Below are 16,774 nucleotides of genomic sequence, written 5' to 3'. Positions count from 1 at the left end.
ACGAGTCGTTATTACGGATGGCGACAGCAGCCGCGCTTCGAGTGGGTGTTAATTACCGGACCACGATCGGCAGTGTTTGGTTCACCGCATAGTGCGGCAAAACGCGGGTTGGAAAATTGTCAAATCCATGCATAAAATCAGATTTCATGCCGATGTCCGGTGACCTGCCGGACTGCGAATCGGCCTTGCTCATGGCGCATGCAGACGCCGTTTCCGAGGACGAAAGCCATGCTGAACCCTTCGAAATCCGATTGCATCACGATTCTCTCGGCCGCCAGCCAGCTTGCCGGCGACTCCATGCTGCCACTCGATCATGACCGGCTCGGATTGAGCCGCAACGGCATGCTGGCTGCCGCGTCCTTCCTGGTCGAGCGGGCCTGCTTCCGGCGCTATCAGCAGAATGCCGATCATTATGCGGTCGGCGCGCTGTCGTTGCAGGGGCGCTTGCGCCTCGAACAACTGGCAAACGGTTGAGCGGCCGCACCGAGCGTTCGTAGCGCGGGCTGCTGCTCGCGTATCCGCATCTTCGCGCCACGTCACGTCGATTGTTCGCGTGGCGCGATGCCCGCTTTCCGCCTATGTCACCGCGTGACCCAGGCCGCGCTTTCATGCGTGCGAGTGCCGCTGGCACCGCGCGAACCCTCTTTTCTCGCAAATTGATCTCGAGACCGGGCGCAAATACCGCGCCCGGGTATCGCGTCGCCTGTCGCTTACAGATGCGACGAGCCCACGCCGAAGATTCCGATGATGCCGATGATGATCAGGTAAAGCGCGACGATGTAGTTCAACAGGCGCGGCATGATCAGGATCAGGATGCCGGCGATCAGCGAAACGAGCGGGCCCAGGCTGAGAGTGACGTTCATGGAGACTCCGTGGTTGACACGCGTGATGCGCGATTGAGAAAACTCTTGAAAAACCGCCCCGGCTTGCGGGAGCAAAGCCGCTGGCGCAGCCCGCGCGTCAGCGGTGGATTCACTGCATGATCCGACCTAACGCTCTTATACTGACTTCGACAACAACAACGCGGAACGACGCTCGATTCGCGGCGCGGCAGACCAGACACCGTTATAACCGCTCGTACCCCGGCTCATACGCGAGCCCGTACAGACAACCGATGTCGAGGAGGACTCATGCTTCACCGTCGCCGTGCCGCCGGGTGTGTCGCCGCGCGCCCAGTTCCGGCTTCTGCTTTTACTTCTGTTCTTGCCAGTGTTGCCGTACAGGGTTCCGGTCCGCGTGGCGCGGACCGCGTCGCCCGTTCGATGATAAAAGGTTTCCTGCTCATGGTTTCGATGCTTGCTTCGCACGCGTATGCGCAAGATTCTGGCCCGGTCCCCGCGGACGGCGTCTATACGATGCTGGTCGGCACTTACACCAGCGGCAAGAGCGAGGGCATCTACGTGTTTCGCTTCGACACGAAGACCGGCGCGGCGACCCAGGTGTCGGTCGCGCAGACGGTCAATCCATCGTTTCTGGTCGTGAGCCGTGACCGCCGCTTCGTCTATTCGGTCAACGAACTGCCCGGCGATAATGGCCCGGCCACGCAGCGCGGCAACATCAGCGCGTTCGGCTTCGATGCCGCGCGCGGCCAACTGACGTTTCTGAACAAGGTGTCGTCCGATGGCAATGACCCGTGCTATCTGAGCATCTCGCCGGACGGCAAGTATCTGCTGACCGCGAACTATTCGGTCGCGCCCGACCCGGGCGGCAGCTTCGCGGTGTTTCCGCTGCAGGCGAACGGCCAGGTGGGCGCCTCGGTGCAGACCGTGCATCACGAGGGCGGCGGGCCGGTGAAAGGGCGGCAGGATAACTCGCACGTGCATTCGACCGTGTTCTCGCCTGACGGCCACTATCTGTTCGCGCAGGATCTCGGCGCCGACAAGCTGTACTCGTACCGTTACGCGCCGCAGAGCAGCGCCGGCGCGGGCCCGTTCGTCGTGACGGACTGGGGCTACGCGCAGCAGAAAGCCGGCACGGGTCCACGCCATCTGATCTTCAGCGCCAACGGCAGGCACGCCTATCTGACGAGCGAACTCGCGGCGACCGTCAGCACGTTCGACTACCAGGACGGCAGACTGAAGCTCGTGCAGACGTTGCCATTGAGCGAGCCCGGCTTCAAGGGGCAGGTGGCCGCGGCGGCGATCCACATGTCGCCGGACGGACGCTTCGTGTATGCGTCCAATCGCGGCGACGCGAACGAGATCGTGATGTTCTCGGTCGATCCCGCCAATGGGCATCTGAAGCAGATCGGCCGGCAATCGAGCCTCGGCAAATCGCCGCGCGAGTTCACCATCGATCCGACCGGCAACTGGCTGATCGTCGGCAATCAGTTGAGCGACACGGTCTACGTGTTCAAGCGCGATCAGCAGACGGGGCTGCTCGATCCGAATCCGAAGCAGCATTTCGAGCTCGGCTCGCCGGTCGATTTCAAGCTGGTGTCGCCGTCATGACGCACGGCGCGCGCGGGTAAAGAAAAACGGACAGCTCACATCGTGAGGCTGTCCGCTTTTTTCGCCCGTGTCGTTGCCGACCCGGCCTGGCGATTCACCGGCCGCTCATTCCGCCGGCCCCGGCGCCAGCACTTCGCGGCTGCCGTTGATGCTCATCGCCGACACGAGCCCGGCCGTCTCCATCTGTTCGACGAGCCGCGCCGCGCGGTTATAGCCGATGCGCAATTGCCGCTGCACCGACGAGATCGACGCGCGCCGCGTGCGCACGACGAACGCGACCGCTTCGTCATACAGCGGATCGGCTTCCGCATCCGGCGCTTCGCCGAACAGGTCCTGGGCCGCGCCGCCATCGGTGGCCGGGCCGTCGAGAATGCCTTCTTCGTATTGCGGCTCGCCGAACTGCTTCAGATACTCGACGATCGCATGCACTTCCTCGTCGGCGACGAACGCGCCGTGCACGCGCTGCGGGTAGCCCGTGCCCGGCGGCAGGAACAGCATGTCACCCTGGCCGAGCAGCGACTCGGCGCCCATCTGGTCGAGAATCGTGCGCGAGTCGATCTTCGACGACACCTGGAACGCGACGCGGGTCGGAATGTTCGCCTTGATGAGACCGGTAATCACGTCGACGGACGGCCGCTGCGTCGCGAGGATCAGGTGGATGCCGGCCGCGCGCGCCTTCTGCGCGAGCCGCGCGATCAGTTCCTCGATCTTTTTGCCGGCGACCATCATCAGGTCGGCGAGCTCGTCGATGACGACGACGATCAGCGGCAGCGGCGCGAGCGGCTCGGGTGCATCGGGCGTGAGCGAGAACGGGTTGCCGAGCTTCTTGCCCTTCGCCTCGGTGTCGCGGATCTTCTGGTTGAAGCCCGCGAGATTGCGCACGCCGACCGCCGACATCAGCCGGTAGCGCTTCTCCATTTCGCCGACGCACCAGTTCAGCGCATTGGCCGCGAGCTTCATGTCGGTGACGACCGGCGCGAGCAGATGCGGAATCCCTTCGTAGACCGAAAGCTCGAGCATCTTCGGGTCGATCATGATCAGACGTACTTCCTCGGGCGTCGCCTTGAACAGCAGCGAGCAGATCATCGCGTTGATCGCGACCGACTTGCCCGAACCGGTCGTGCCCGCCACTAGCATGTGCGGCGCCTTCGCGAGATCGGCGACGACCGGATGGCCGGTGATGTCCTTGCCCATCGCAAGCGTCAGTTGCGAGTGCGAGTTCTGGTAGACGCTCGCTTCGAGGATTTCGGAGAGCCGGATCGTCTGCCGCTTCGCGTTTGGCAGTTCGAGGCCCATGCAGGTCTTGCCTGGAATCGTTTCGACCACGCGGATCGACGTGAGACCGAGACCGCGCGACAGGTCCTTCATCAGACCGACGATCTGGCTGCCGCGCACGCCGAGCGCCGGTTCGACTTCGAAGCGCGTGATGACCGGACCCGCCGATGCGCCGACTACCGTCACCGGCACCTTGAATTCCTGCAGGCGCTGCTCGATCAGCTGGCCGGTTTCGCGGAGCTTTTCGTCCGAGATCGGCTCGACGTCGGCGTCGGCGGGGGCGAGCAGATCGAGCGTCGGCAGTTCGACCATCGATGCAGCCGGCGCATGGAACTCGAAGCCGTTGACCGGCGCGTGGCCGCGCAGCGGCGCGCGGGCGGCGGGCTCGGTGGCGGGTTGGGTCAGCGGTTGCGGTGTGGGCGCGGAAGCAGGCGACGGAGTGGGTGACGGTTCGGCTGCCGGTGTGTTCGTGACATACGTCGCGTTTGCGTCGAGCGAAGGCTCGATGCTGGTCGCCGGCGCGGCAACGCCAGGGAAACGGACCACGTTCGAGACGACGGCTGGGGCGGTTGCCGGTGTAGCCAGGTTCGCCGCGCTCGTTGAAGTCGACGACGGCGAGGCGTTCGTGGGGTCGATCGCGGGCTCGGTCGCAGCGGGCAGGGCAGGGGCGAGCGACGTCGCATGCGTCGGCGGCGTTGCTGGCTCACCTGGCCGCGCGCCTTCGTTCGCGGTCGGGCCGAGTTTGCTCTCCCAAGGCACGAGCGTTTTGTCGATGACGATTTCGGCGACAGGGGCCGGCTCTTGCTTCGGTGTCGCGGTGTCGGCGGTCGCAGGTTCGACGGTTCGCGCGGATTCTTCCCCCTGCGATGACGGGACGCTGGGGTTTGTCGTCGTCCGGTCTTCGATCGCCGGTACGTCTTCGTGCGTAGCGTCGTCCTGCAAGCTGGCTGCAAAGCGCTGGAACGGCGTCGCCCTCGCCGCCTCGTGTTGCGGCGCGCTTGCAGCAGGTTCCGCGGCGGCAGGCTCAGCCGCAGCGGATGCCGACGGCTCGACAACCGCGGGCGTGCCGGTGACAGCGTCCGCGCACACGGGATCGGCCGGCGTCTCTGCGACAGACGCGGGCTCTGCAATCGCGGATTCGACAGCCACAGCCGCAGCCGCCACGCCGGCCACCGGCTCGATCGCAGGCGTCGTCAGCGGCGCGGCCGTGAGCGGCGGATGAATGACCGGCGGTTCGGTCGGCCATTGCGCAACCGCTTCGTTGGCGCTCTCGACCGACGTGTCGGACTCGACCACCTCATGCTCAGCCGGCAACTCCACAGGTGACGCTTCTTGCTGCGACTGCGCCGGCGACACCGTCTCGCCGTTTTCGACAGGCAGCACGTCCGGCAGCGCCGGCGGCACGTCGAACGTTGTCAACATACGTTCCACGTCGCCAATCTTTGCGCCATCGCCGCCACGGCTGCGCGCGAGGCTCACGCCGGCCATGTCGGTCCAGCGCGCGGTGTTTTCCGCGATGCTGCGCAGCGTTTCCTCGACGCTCGCCGGCGGCGCGACCGTCGACGCGTTCGCCATCGTTCGCGTGAAGTCCGGCGTAGGGCGGCGCACGGTCGACGGCAATGTGACACCGTTGGCGCGCTGAGCCGCCGGGAACGGCTGACGCGGAGTCGCGCCGCGATTGAGCGGCGCGCTGCCGTCTGCTGGACGTGGCAGCGGCGACGGACGGCTGCCGCGGCCCGCGGCATTCATGGATCCCGCCGTCATGCCGATCCCGGCGCCCGACGTGGCGGACCGGCCCGCCATGGCCTGTGCCGCTCGCGCCGACACGCCGGCCGCATTGGCGGCCGTCGCCGCCAATGCGGCGCTGGAGCCGAACGGCGCGGCCACGCGCTGTTCGCCGACCGAGCGCCGACCGGCCTGCGCAGCGCTATCATGAACCGACATGCCCGATGAAGCCGATGCACCCGGCGATCCCGCCGCGGTCGCCGCGCGCGGCTCCGTCGTGCGCAGCCAACCCGCCGGCGCGACCGGCTCGGTCGGCACGAATGGTGCCGTGGACCTGTCCGGAGCTTTGTCCACCGGTGGCGCCTGCGTTGCCATCGACGCTCCCGGACGCAGCGGCGCGCTCGACCCCGTGCGCAACACCGGCTCGATCTGCCTGGCCGGCCCACGCGCCGCGCCAGCGGCCGCATCGGCGCGCCACTTTGCGCCGGCGCCACGGGCGGCAGCCTCCTTGCTACCCGCGACGCCAGCCGCGGCACTGCCCGCAGCGGCGGCGCCCACGCCGCGCCCGCTCGCGGGCGGACGCCACACCGTCGGCCGCGCGTAGCGACCCTTGCTGTTGCGCGGCGCCATCGTGTTGGTAGCGGGCGAAACGTGCGACGGCGCGCCGTCGTCGACGGTGCGGTGGCGGCGCGCATCCTCGTCTCGCTTCGCGAGTCCGCGCGACAACCCGAGGCCGAACGCGCCGTCGGCCCAGGCGGCGACCTCGCTCCAGCGGAAGTCGATGAGCCAGGGCAGGCTGATCAGGAGCAGCGCGAGCGCCGCGAGCGGCGTGCCGATATGGCCGAGCAGACGCCCAAGCCCGGCGGCCAGCGCATGACCGAAACCATTGACGCCGGCAATGCCGATCAGCGAGCCCTCGAGCGTGCAACTCGCGATCAGCACGCAGACGAAGCCGAGCCACAGCCGGATCGTGCCGGGGCCGCGCAGACCCGCACCGCCCGGCAGCATCGACTTCACGAGGCGCCACAAAAGAGGAATGAACCAGACGGCCGACCCGCCGAACCAGCCGAAAACTACCGTGTGCATACCAGACATCTACGAATGACGGAGCGCGCGAGAAGCGCAATCCGTCGAGTTTAAACGGCGCAGCGCGCGGCTTCGAAGGCCGGCGCGAGTCCCGAACGCGGCGCAAACTCGCATCACTTGTCGCTGCGATCGAACATCAGCGTGTCGCCGTTCTCGAGGATCAGCTGCATCTGCTGTGGCGCGCGCATCTGCACGCCGGTGCGAGCGATGCGTTCGAGCGCTTCGAGGAACGGCTTTTCGATGTCGCCGCCCGGCGACACGCACGCCTTGCGCGTGCCGGCGAGGGTGCCGAAGCTGAGCTTGCCGTCCTTCAGCAGGTATGAACCCATGAAGCGGTTGCAGCCGGAAAAGCCGCTCGCATGGCGTCGGCCGCCTTCGGTCGACAACGTGAGCGTGAGCGGCTCCTGATCCTTCGACGGCACCGCGCGCGCCGTGCCGTCGGCGTTCTTCCACGAGCTCAGCACCCAGCTGCTGTCGTCGAGCAGTTGCACGGCGGCGGGATTGAATGGATCGGGCGGCGGCGCCGACGAATCCGGATGCTTCGGGATCGCGCAGGCCCCGAGCAGCGCGGCGATGCTCAACGCGGCGACGGCCGTGCGCAGGCACGGAGTGATGCGCGCAAGACGTCGCGGGCGGGAGCGGATGAGCATGGCGTCGTTCCTGTTCAAACTGGCGAAGGCGTAAGGGTAACGTACTAAGCTTGTCGTGCGCGAGCGATGCGCGCGGTGGCGCGGTCGCGGCTGCGAACGTCGACGAGGCGGCACGCTTGCGCCCGACCGCCACGGCCTCGCGAGCGGACTCAGAGCGCACCCTGAACGCACCCTGAGCGCCGCGCGGCAAGGGGGCCGCATGTTAACATCGCGGTCTATCCAATCCCACCCTCATCCCGACTTTTATCTGGAGTTCCCATGCAGATCGGCCAACGGATCGGCACCCCCCTTTCTGAATCCGCGACGCGCGTGATGCTGCTCGGCGCCGGCGAGCTCGGCAAGGAAGTGATCATCGCGCTGCAACGGCTGGGCGTCGAAGTGATCGCCGTCGACCGTTACCCGAACGCGCCGGGCCATCAGGTCGCGCATCGCGCGCACGTGATCGACATGACCGACCGCGCCGCGCTGCGCGCGCTGGTCCAGCAGGAGCGCCCGCATCTGATCGTCCCCGAAATCGAGGCGATCGCCACCGACGAGCTCGCCGCGATCGAAACCGAGGCGCTCGCCGAGGTGATCCCGACCGCCCGCGCCACCCAGCTGACGATGAACCGCGAAGGCATCCGCCGCCTCGCCGCCGAGGAGCTCGGCCTCGCGACCTCGCCGTACGCATTCGCCGATTCGCTCGACGAGCTGCGCGCGGGCATCGCGAAGGTTGGCTATCCGTGCGTCGTGAAGCCGGTGATGTCGTCGTCGGGCAAGGGGCAGTCCGTATTGCGCCGCGACGCCGACGTCGAACCCGCGTGGCAGTACGCGATGGCGGGCGGCCGCGTGAATTTCGGGCGCGTGATCGTCGAGGGTTTCATCGACTTCGAATATGAAATCACGCAGCTCACCGTGCGCGCGATCGACCCGGCTAGCGGCGCGGTCAGCACGTATTTCTGCGACCCGATCGGCCACGTGCAGGTCGCGGGCGACTATGTCGAATCGTGGCAGCCGCAGCCGATGAGCCCGCTCGCGCTCGAGCGTTCGCGCGAGATCGCGCACAAGGTCACGGCGGCGCTCGGCGGCCGCGGCCTCTTTGGCGTGGAACTTTTCGTGCGCGGCGACGACGTATGGTTTTCGGAAGTCAGCCCGCGTCCGCACGACACGGGGCTCGTCACGCTGTGCTCGCAGCGCTTCTCGGAGTTCGAACTGCATGCGCGCGCGATCCTCGGCTTGCCGGTCGACACGTCGCTGCGTGCGCCGGGTGCGTCGGCGGTGATCTACGGTGGACGCGACGAGACCGGCATCGCGTTCGAAGGCGTCGCGGCGGCACTCGCGGTGCCCAACTCGGACCTGCGCCTGTTCGGCAAGCCGGAGAGCTTCGTCAAACGCCGCATGGGCGTCGCGCTCGCGACCGGCGCGAACATCGACGAAGCGCGCTCGCGTGCGAAGCACGCCGCTGCGGCGGTTCGGCCGGTGTCGGCGAAGTAACGAGCAGGGGCAGGCGGCGACGCGCGGCGTGGGCCGCAATCGTTGCTGGCTTATCGCAGCAAAGAGATCGGAGTAGGGGATCGTATGGCGCTTGAATCGCGCAGCAATCCGTGGCGTGGCGCGCTTCGCCGGGTCGGCGCACTCGGCGTGGCGTTCGCGCTGTGTGCCGGGATCAGCGGCTGCGGGCTCGCGGCGGCGCCGTGCCGGATCGCTTCGGCGGGACTGAAGATAGTGCCGGTCGTCGGGCACGTCGCCGCCGCGCCGACCGATGCGTGTGCCGAGGTGATCGATCCTTGAAACGTCGTCGAACTGTCCGTGAATTGCCCACGAGCTTCCTGTAACCCGCCTGTGACCCGTCTGTGACCGGCGTGGCGGCCGGTATGCCTTCCCTGCCTGACCCCCCGCAACAATCGAGGTGTTCGATGAAGACATGGCGTGTTGCATTCCTCACCGCAGCATCGATGGTGGCCTCGCTGGCGGCATCTTCCGGCGGCGCCTCGGCCGCGCCGTTGCAGTTCAAGCACATCGAAGGCAAGAACCACCAGACGCGCAAATACACGTGCGCGACCGGCAAGATCCTGCAGGTTACCTACTGGAACGCGCAGAACGGCCAGAGCTTCGCCGTGCTGCCGGTGAAAGGCACCTCGATGCTGTTCGTCAACACGGTCTCGGCGTCCGGCGCGAAATACCAGGCCGGCAGCTATACGTGGTGGACCAAGGGACCGCGCGCCAATCTTTATGACCTGACGAGCGGCGAGAACGCGCCGCCGATTCTCTCCGACTGCGTAACGGTGATTCGCTGATTCATTGATCGGCGCGCACCTGCACGTCATGCGGCGGGTTCATCCTCTGCCGCCGCCTGCTTCCTCTCGCGCCCGGCTTCCTGCCCCTCGCGCGCATCGTTTCCATTCGAGTAGTAAGCTGTCCAGCATGGTGTTTGCCATGCCGTTTGCCATGCCGCGCGCGCGATGCGGTGTTTCGCGCGCAGCCGTCGTTGTCGTCTTCGATTGTCCGTCCCCCGAGTCATCAAGCGAGACCCTCAATGAAAGCATCGGACCTGTTCGTCAAATCGCTGGAAGCCGAAGGTGTCGAGTACGTGTTCGGCATCCCCGGTGAAGAAAATCTCGATCTGCTCGAGTCGCTGCGCCGCTCGAAAATCCGTCTGATCCTCACGCGCCACGAGCAGGCGGCCGGCTTCATGGCCGCCACCTACGGGCGGCTCACCGGCCGCACGGGAGTATGTCTGGCGACGCTCGGCCCCGGCGCGACCAACTTCGTGACTGCGGCCGCCTACGCGCAACTGGGCGGCATGCCGATGCTGATGGTCACCGGCCAGAAGCCGATCAAGTCGAGCAAGCAGGGGCACTTCCAGATCGTCGACGTGGTGCGGATGATGGAGCCGCTCACCAAGTACACGCGGCAGATCGTGTCGATCGGCAATATTCCGGCGGCGGTGCGCGAGGCGGTGCGCCGCGCCGAGGAGGAGCGCCCGGGCGCCGCGCACCTCGAATTGCCCGAGGACGTCGCGCACGAGGAGGGCGACGGCAAGCCGATTCCGAAGAGCTACAGCCGCCGTCCGGTCGCCGAGGAGAAGGCGGTCGCGCGCGCGGTCGAGGCGATCACCGCCGCGAAGCATCCGCTCCTGATGATCGGCGCGGGCGGCAACCGCAAGACCACGACGAAGATGCTGCGCGAGTTCGTCGATCAGATCGGCATTCCGTTCTTCACGACGCAGATGGGCAAGGGCGTGATCGACGAATCGCATCCGATGTGGCTCGGCAACGCGACGCTCTCCGACGGCGACTTCGTGCATCGCGCGATCGAGCACGCGGATTGCATCATCAACGTCGGTCACGACGTGATCGAAAAGCCGCCGTTTTTCATGCGCAGCGGCGAGGCGGGCGAGAAGACCGTGATCCACGTGAACTTCCTCGGCGCCGAAGTCGATCCGGTGTATTTCCCGCAGATCGAAGTGGTCGGCGACATCGCGAATGCGGTGTGGCAGCTGAAGGAGAGCCTGAAGACGCGTCAGGAGCATTGGGACTTCACGCGCTTCAAGGAGATCAAGGAGCACTTCGAGGCGCATCTGGTGAAGGGCCAGCACGACGACCGCTTCCCGATGTACCCGGTGCGGATCGTCAACGACGTGTACGAGACCACGCCGGTCGACGGCATCGTGTGTCTGGATAACGGCATGTACAAGATCTGGTTCGCGCGCTACTACCGCGCGCACGAGCCGAATTCGCTGCTGCTCGACAACGCGCTGGCGTCGATGGGCGCGGGGCTGCCGTCGGCGATCGCAAGCAAGATCGTGCATCCGGAGCGCAAAGTGATCGCCGTGTGCGGCGACGGCGGCTTCATGATGAACTCGCAGGAGCTCGAAACGGCGGTGCGCCTGAAGCTCGACCTGGTGATCCTGATCCTGCGCGACGACGCGTTCGGCATGATCCGCTGGAAGCAGGAGAACATGAACTTCCCGGACTACGGCATGACGCTTGCGAACCCGGATTTCGTCGCCTATGCGCAGAGCTATGGAGCTCAGGGGCATCGGGTCGAGGCCGCCGAACAGTTCGCGCCGCTGTTGCGCGAGTGCTTCGTGACGCCCGGCGTGCACGTGATCGACGTGCCGATCGACTATTCCGACAACGAGCGCGTCCTCAATCGCGAGATCAAGCGGCTGTCCGCGCGGCTTTGAGCCTCTGTGCATCGACGCTTTGATTCGATTCAAGGAGAACGCGACATGTTGCAGAAAACCTATCCGTACTACCTCGCGAATGAGCCGGTGGCCGCCAACACCGATCTCGAAGTCACCGACAAATTCAGTGGCGAAGTCGCCACCCGCGTCGCGATGGCCGACGCGGCCGCGATCGACAAGGCGATCGGCCTCGCGGTCGATGCGATGCCGGCGCTGCGCACCTACCCGCCGTTCAAGCGCCAGGCGGTGCTCGAACACTGCGTTAAGCGCTTTCGCGAGCGCTACGACGAGCTCGCGCTCGCGCTGTGCATCGAGGCGGGCAAGCCGATCAACGATTCGAAGGGCGAGGTCACTCGCCTGATCGATACGTTCAAAGTCGCCGCCGAGGAAAGCGTGCGAATCGACGGCGAGATCATCAATCTGGAGATTTCGCCGCGCGCGAACGGTTACCACGCGTACGTGAAGCGCGTGCCGATCGGGCCGTGCTCGTTCATCTCGCCGTTCAATTTTCCGTTGAACCTCACTGCGCACAAGGTCGCGCCGGCGATCGCGGCGGGCGTGCCGTTCGTGCTGAAGCCGGCGAGCCGCACGCCGGTCGGCGCGCTGATCATGGGCGAAATTCTTGCGGAAACCGATCTGCCGAAGGGCGCGTTTTCGATTTTGCCCGCGCACCGCGACGGCGCCGACCTGTTTACGACGGACGAGCGCTTCAAGCTGCTGTCGTTCACCGGGTCGCCGGCGGTCGGCTGGGAGCTGAAACGCAAAGCCGGCAAGAAGAAGGTGATTCTGGAACTGGGCGGCAACGCGGCGGCGATCGTCGACGGCGATCAGGGCGGCAAGCTCGACTACGTGGTCGAGCGGCTCGCGTTCGGCGCGTTCTATCAGTCGGGGCAGAGCTGCATCGGCGTGCAGCGGATTCTTGCGCACGCGAGCGTCTACGATGCGCTGCGCGAGAAGCTGATCGCGAAGACGAAGTCGCTGGTGATGGGCGATCCGAAGAACGAGAAGACCTTCGTCGGGCCGATGATCTCCGAATCGGAGGCGAAGCGGCTCGCCGGCTGGATGGACGGGGCGGTGCAGGCGGGCGCGCAGATCGTCGCGGGGGGCAAGGTCGACGGCGCGATGTTCGAGGCGACGCTGCTCGAAGGCGTGAAGCGCGACACCGATCTGTATCGCAAGGAGGCGTTCGGGCCGGTCGCGATCCTCGAGCGCTTCAACGATTTCGAGGCGGCGCTCGCGCAGGTCAACGACAGCGACTTCGGCCTGCAGGCCGGCGTGTTCACCGATTCGCTCGCGCATGCGCATCGCGCCTGGGATGCGCTCGAAGTGGGCGGCGTCGTGATCAACGACGTGCCGTCGTTCCGCGTCGACAACATGCCGTATGGCGGCGTCAAGGATTCGGGGCTGGGGCGCGAGGGCGTGCGCTATGCGATCGAGGATATGACCGAGCTGCGGCTGATGGTGATGCGCGAGACGTGGTGAGCGGTCGCTCTGACGCGGGCAGGGCGCGCGCGGGACGGCTGACGAACGCCGCGCGCCGCCCGCCCAGGCGCCCGGCTGTCATGCCACTGTCGTTTGTGCGCACTACGCTGCGACCGAAGCAACGGCCGCGAGCGGCCGGCCAGCCGGCCGTCGCGAGCGTTTTTGCTGAAGTGCTACAATACTGGGCTTTCGGCGGGTGTTTCCGCCAACCGGAGCCGGCCGCATTAACCGAACTCAGACGGGTCTCGCGCGGAACGACGTGGCTCCGCCTTCATCCTGATGCCCTCCGCGGCCCCGACCGCTGCCGCGCGCATCCGCGCCACGCGCCTTTTTAGCGAAAGCCACCATGTCCGACACAGCCGTCACGCCCAGCACTGAGACTTTTGATCAATTCGGCCTCGCGCCCGACATCCTGAAGGCCATCAAGGAATCGGGCTACACGTCGCCCACGCCGATCCAGGCGAAGGCGATCCCGGTCGTGCTGGCGGGCCGTGACGTGATGGGCGCCGCGCAGACCGGTACCGGCAAGACCGCGAGCTTCTCGCTGCCGATCATCCAGCGTCTGCTGCCGCAAGCCAATACGAGCGCGTCGCCGGCTCGCCATCCGGTGCGCGCGCTGATCCTCACGCCGACCCGCGAACTCGCCGACCAGGTGGCCGCGAACGTGCAGGCCTACGCGAAGCACACGGCGCTGCGCAGCGCGGTCGTGTTCGGCGGCGTCGATATGAATCCGCAGTCCGACCAACTGCGCCGCGGCGTCGAAATCCTGATCGCGACGCCGGGCCGTCTGCTCGATCACGTGCAGCAGAAAACCGCCAACCTGGGCCAGGTGCAGATGCTCGTGCTCGACGAAGCCGACCGCATGCTCGACATGGGCTTCCTGCCCGACCTGCAGCGCATCCTGAACCTGCTGCCGAAAGAGCGCCAAACGCTGCTCTTTTCCGCGACGTTCTCGGGCGAAATCAAGAAGCTCGCCGCAACCTATCTGCGCAACCCGCAGACCATCGAAGTCGCGCGCAGCAACTCGACCGCGACCAATGTCACGCAGGTCGTCTACGAAGTGGCCGAGGGCGACAAGACCGGCGCGGTCGTGCAACTGATCCGCGAGCGCGGCCTGAAGCAGGTGATCGTGTTCTGCAACAGCAAGATCGGCGCGAGCCGGCTCGCGCGCAGCCTCGAACGCGACGGCGTGGTCGCGACCGCGATTCACGGCGACCGCTCGCAAAGCGAGCGCATGCAGGCGCTCGACGCGTTCAAGCGCGGCGAGGTCGAGGCGCTGGTCGCGACCGATGTCGCCGCGCGCGGTCTCGATATCGCCGAACTGCCGGCGGTGATCAACTTCGACTTGCCGTTCAACGCCGAAGACTATGTGCACCGGATCGGCCGGACGGGCCGCGCGGGCGCATCGGGCGACGCGCTGTCGCTGTGCAGCCCGAACGAGCGCAAGCAACTGGCCGACATCGAGAAGCTGATCAAGCGTCCGCTCGACTTGCAGCGCCTGACCGTCGAGGCGCCGGTGCGCCATCATCACGATGATCGTTCGCTGCGCCGTGAGCGCAGTGAATCGCGCGACGAGCGCAGCCGCCGTCGCACGGGCGGGGCATCGGGTTCGTATGACCGTCCGCATCATCATCATCGCGCGCAACCGATCGACGATTTCTTCCTGAAGCCGTACGAGCCGTCGCCGGCATCGGTGCACAAGGTCGAGGAGACGGCCGCGCCGCAAAAGGCAGCGCCGAAGCGGCAACTGGCCGCGTTGCTCGGTGGCTTCGGAATGCCGAGGAAGACGCCTTCGTCGTCGTAAGACGGGCTGTCGGGTTCGGAGCTCGGGGTGCAACGCCCCGAGCGTAAAGCGGTGGAGCCGCGCGTTCCGATGCTTCGGAAAGCGCAGCAGACTCCACGCATGCGCATCATCTGGATGCGCGAATGTTCATCCGTTTTGCCCAGGCCGCGGTCGCGGCGCTGTAGAACTGCTCGAGCGTCGCGGGCGGCTCGCTTCCCAGTTCGAGTCCCAGATGCCGTGCCGCCGCGCCTAATGCTTCGAGCGGCTTGTCGCTATCGAGCGCGGTCGCGCCGGTCTGTTTGCTCAGCTTCTCGCCGTGCTCGTTCGTGACGACCGGCACGTGCAGATATTCGGGCGTCGCCACGCCCAGACAACGTTGCAGATAAATCTGCCGCGCCGTCGAATCCATCAGATCCGCGCCGCGCACGATGTGCGTAATGCCCGCGTCCGCATCGTCCACCACGACCGCCAGCTGATACGCCCATTGATCGTCCGCGCGGCGCAGCACGAAATCGCCGACCTCGGTCGCGAGGTTTTGCGTCTGCGGACCCTGCCAGCGGTCGTCGAACGTGATCACGGCCGAGTCGCCGTCGGGCACACGCAGGCGCCACGCGCGCGCGGGCTTGCCGTGCAGACCGGTGCGGCAGGTGCCGGGGTAGGCGAGCGTGGTGTTGCGCGCGTGCGCGTGCAATAGCGAATCGGCGATTTCCTTGCGCGTGCAGCCGCACGGATAGACGAGACCGGTCGATTTCAACCGCTCCAGCGCCTGCTGATAGTGCGCGATGCGCTGGCTTTGCCAGAGCGGCGTTTCGTCGGCGCGCATGCCGAAGCGTTCGAGAGTGGCGAGGATGTCCTCGGCGGCACCGGGCACCGTGCGCGGTCCGTCGATATCTTCGACGCGCACGAGCCACGCGCCGCGCTGCGCGCGCGCGTCGAGCCAGCTCGCGAGCGCGCTGACCAGCGAACCGAAATGCAGCGGGCCGGTTGGCGACGGTGCGAAGCGTCCGCGATAGGTCATGGTGTGGGGAGGTCAGGCGAGGCGCCCGCGCCGCGAGGCACCCCGGCTGTCATTACGCGGCGCACGCGGCCTTGCTGTCCGGATGGCACGCCGGACAGGTCTTGCCCGCGACGTACATCGGCGATTGCTGTTGCTCGGGCGTGACCACCGCGCGGCAGCCGAAGCATTGCGCGGTCGCGGTCGGTTCGAGTTGCGGATTCAGTGCGGTGCGATAGTCGAACACGAAGCAGTCGCCGTGATAATGCGCGCCGCCCACTTCCTCGAAGTATTTGAGGATGCCGCCTTCGAGCTGGTACACGTTCTCGATGCCGACTTCTTTCATATGGATCGCGGCCTTCTCGCAGCGGATGCCGCCCGTGCAGAACGACACCACCGTCTTGCCTTCGAGATCGGTGCGGTTGTTCTCGATCACCTCGGGGAATTCGCTGAACTTCGTGATGCGATAGTCGAGCGCGTTGTCGAACGTGCCGACGTCGACTTCGAACGCGTTGCGCGTGTCGAGCATCACGACCGGACGGCCTTCGTCGTCGTGACCGCGGTCGAGCCAGGTCTTCAGCGTGGGCGCGTCGACGAACGGTGCGCGGCCGAGCTCGGGGCGGATCGCCGGCTTTTTCATCGTGATGATTTCGCGCTTGAGCTTGACCAGCATGCGCGTGAACGGCTGCTTGTCCGACAGGCTTTCCTTGAACTGCAGATTCGCGAACTTGCCTTCGAACAGCGCGTCGTGGCGGATGTAGTCGATGAACGCGTCGGTGTTCTCGCGCGTGCCGGCGATGAACAGGTTGATGCCTTCCGGCGCGAGCAGGATAGTGCCGCGCAGGCCGAGCGCATTGCAGCGTTCGGTGACGAATGGGCGCCAGGCGGCGGTGTCTTCGATGGTCGCGAATTGATACGCGGCGAGATTGACGATACTCATGTGTGTTCTGCGGTAAAGATGGCCGGCGTGGCGAAGGGCGGCGGGCCGTGCCGCCGCTGTTGCGCCCCCGTATAAGACCCGGGGTTTGGCGCGCGGTTTCGCGCGCGTTTGCCGTGCGCGTTTGCCGTGCATTTGCCAGTTGAATGGCCAGGCCGAAACAGGCGAAACCTCTATTATCCCTCAACCGGGGATTTTCCCCGGCCTGGCCGAATGGCTAACGG

At 66.3% G+C, this 16,774-nt stretch carries 14 protein-coding genes; 8 read left to right on the top strand and 6 right to left on the bottom strand.

Features of this window, described 5'->3' with window-relative positions; all coding sequences use genetic code 11:
- Positions 1-52 precede the first annotated feature (52 nt).
- Positions 53-193, bottom strand: a complete 141-nt coding sequence (locus G5S42_RS24925) for a hypothetical protein (protein ID WP_176109195.1) — start codon at positions 191-193, stop codon at positions 53-55.
- A 35-nt stretch (positions 194-228) separates the two neighbouring features.
- Here G5S42_RS24925 and G5S42_RS24920 point away from each other — a divergent pair, with 35 nt between their 5' ends.
- Positions 229-474, top strand: coding sequence for a hypothetical protein (locus tag G5S42_RS24920; RefSeq protein ID WP_176109194.1), 246 nt, complete (start codon positions 229-231; stop codon positions 472-474).
- Positions 475-710: 236 nt separating this feature from the next.
- On the opposite strand, the gene G5S42_RS24915 is transcribed toward G5S42_RS24920, so the two are convergent.
- Complete coding sequence (locus tag G5S42_RS24915) at positions 711-863, bottom strand: DUF3096 domain-containing protein (protein WP_013088853.1); 153 nt, start codon at positions 861-863, stop codon at positions 711-713.
- Between the two features lie 267 nt (positions 864-1,130).
- On the opposite strand from G5S42_RS24915, the gene G5S42_RS24910 reads away from it, so the two are divergent.
- Complete coding sequence (locus tag G5S42_RS24910; RefSeq protein ID WP_246392071.1) at positions 1,131-2,450, top strand: lactonase family protein; 1,320 nt, start codon at positions 1,131-1,133, stop codon at positions 2,448-2,450.
- Between the two features lie 105 nt (positions 2,451-2,555).
- Here G5S42_RS24910 and G5S42_RS24905 read toward each other — a convergent pair whose 3' ends face one another.
- Both G5S42_RS24905 and G5S42_RS24900 read right to left on the bottom strand, forming a co-directional pair.
- Positions 2,556-6,536: an FtsK/SpoIIIE family DNA translocase gene (locus G5S42_RS24905; RefSeq protein ID WP_176109192.1), complete on the bottom strand. Its 3,981-nt coding sequence runs from the start codon at positions 6,534-6,536 to the stop codon at positions 2,556-2,558.
- 113 nt (positions 6,537-6,649) lie between these two features.
- The gene (locus G5S42_RS24900) at positions 6,650-7,186 is read right to left on the bottom strand and encodes an META domain-containing protein (RefSeq protein ID WP_176109191.1); all 537 of its coding nucleotides are present in this window, start codon (positions 7,184-7,186) and stop codon (positions 6,650-6,652) included.
- Between the two features lie 258 nt (positions 7,187-7,444).
- On the opposite strand from G5S42_RS24900, the gene purT reads away from it, so the two are divergent.
- The 6 genes from purT to G5S42_RS24870 all read left to right on the top strand — a co-directional run bounded on the left by purT (position 7,445) and on the right by G5S42_RS24870 (position 14,640).
- Positions 7,445-8,659 (top strand): formate-dependent phosphoribosylglycinamide formyltransferase, encoded by a 1,215-nt coding sequence (gene purT / locus G5S42_RS24895; protein WP_176109190.1) that lies wholly within the window; start codon positions 7,445-7,447, stop codon positions 8,657-8,659.
- 84 nt (positions 8,660-8,743) lie between these two features.
- Positions 8,744-8,956, top strand: coding sequence for a DUF6726 family protein (locus tag G5S42_RS24890; RefSeq protein ID WP_176109189.1), 213 nt, complete (start codon positions 8,744-8,746; stop codon positions 8,954-8,956).
- 125 nt (positions 8,957-9,081) lie between these two features.
- Complete coding sequence (locus tag G5S42_RS24885) at positions 9,082-9,462, top strand: MliC family protein (RefSeq protein ID WP_176109188.1); 381 nt, start codon at positions 9,082-9,084, stop codon at positions 9,460-9,462.
- A gap of 239 nt (positions 9,463-9,701) precedes the next feature.
- The gene (locus tag G5S42_RS24880) at positions 9,702-11,354 is read left to right on the top strand and encodes an acetolactate synthase large subunit (RefSeq protein ID WP_176109187.1); all 1,653 of its coding nucleotides are present in this window, start codon (positions 9,702-9,704) and stop codon (positions 11,352-11,354) included.
- A gap of 45 nt (positions 11,355-11,399) precedes the next feature.
- Positions 11,400-12,836, top strand: coding sequence for an aldehyde dehydrogenase family protein (locus G5S42_RS24875; RefSeq protein WP_176109186.1), 1,437 nt, complete (start codon positions 11,400-11,402; stop codon positions 12,834-12,836).
- Positions 12,837-13,182: 346 nt separating this feature from the next.
- Entirely contained in the window at positions 13,183-14,640 is a 1,458-nt protein-coding gene (locus tag G5S42_RS24870; protein WP_176109185.1) for a DEAD/DEAH box helicase, read from the top strand.
- Between the two features lie 106 nt (positions 14,641-14,746).
- Here the strand turns inward: G5S42_RS24870 and gluQRS are convergent, their stop codons facing one another.
- The gene (gluQRS, locus tag G5S42_RS24865; protein WP_176109184.1) at positions 14,747-15,637 is read right to left on the bottom strand and encodes a tRNA glutamyl-Q(34) synthetase GluQRS; all 891 of its coding nucleotides are present in this window, start codon (positions 15,635-15,637) and stop codon (positions 14,747-14,749) included.
- 52 nt (positions 15,638-15,689) lie between these two features.
- Positions 15,690-16,553: a sulfurtransferase gene (locus G5S42_RS24860; RefSeq protein ID WP_176109183.1), complete on the bottom strand. Its 864-nt coding sequence runs from the start codon at positions 16,551-16,553 to the stop codon at positions 15,690-15,692.
- Positions 16,554-16,774 lie beyond the last annotated feature (221 nt).

The sequence above is a fragment of the Paraburkholderia youngii genome (genome assembly GCF_013366925.1).
In the GTDB taxonomy this organism is placed as follows: domain Bacteria; phylum Pseudomonadota; class Gammaproteobacteria; order Burkholderiales; family Burkholderiaceae; genus Paraburkholderia; species Paraburkholderia youngii.
Note: the sequence above shows the minus strand (reverse complement) of the source record. Positions and strands in the feature narration are given on the sequence as shown.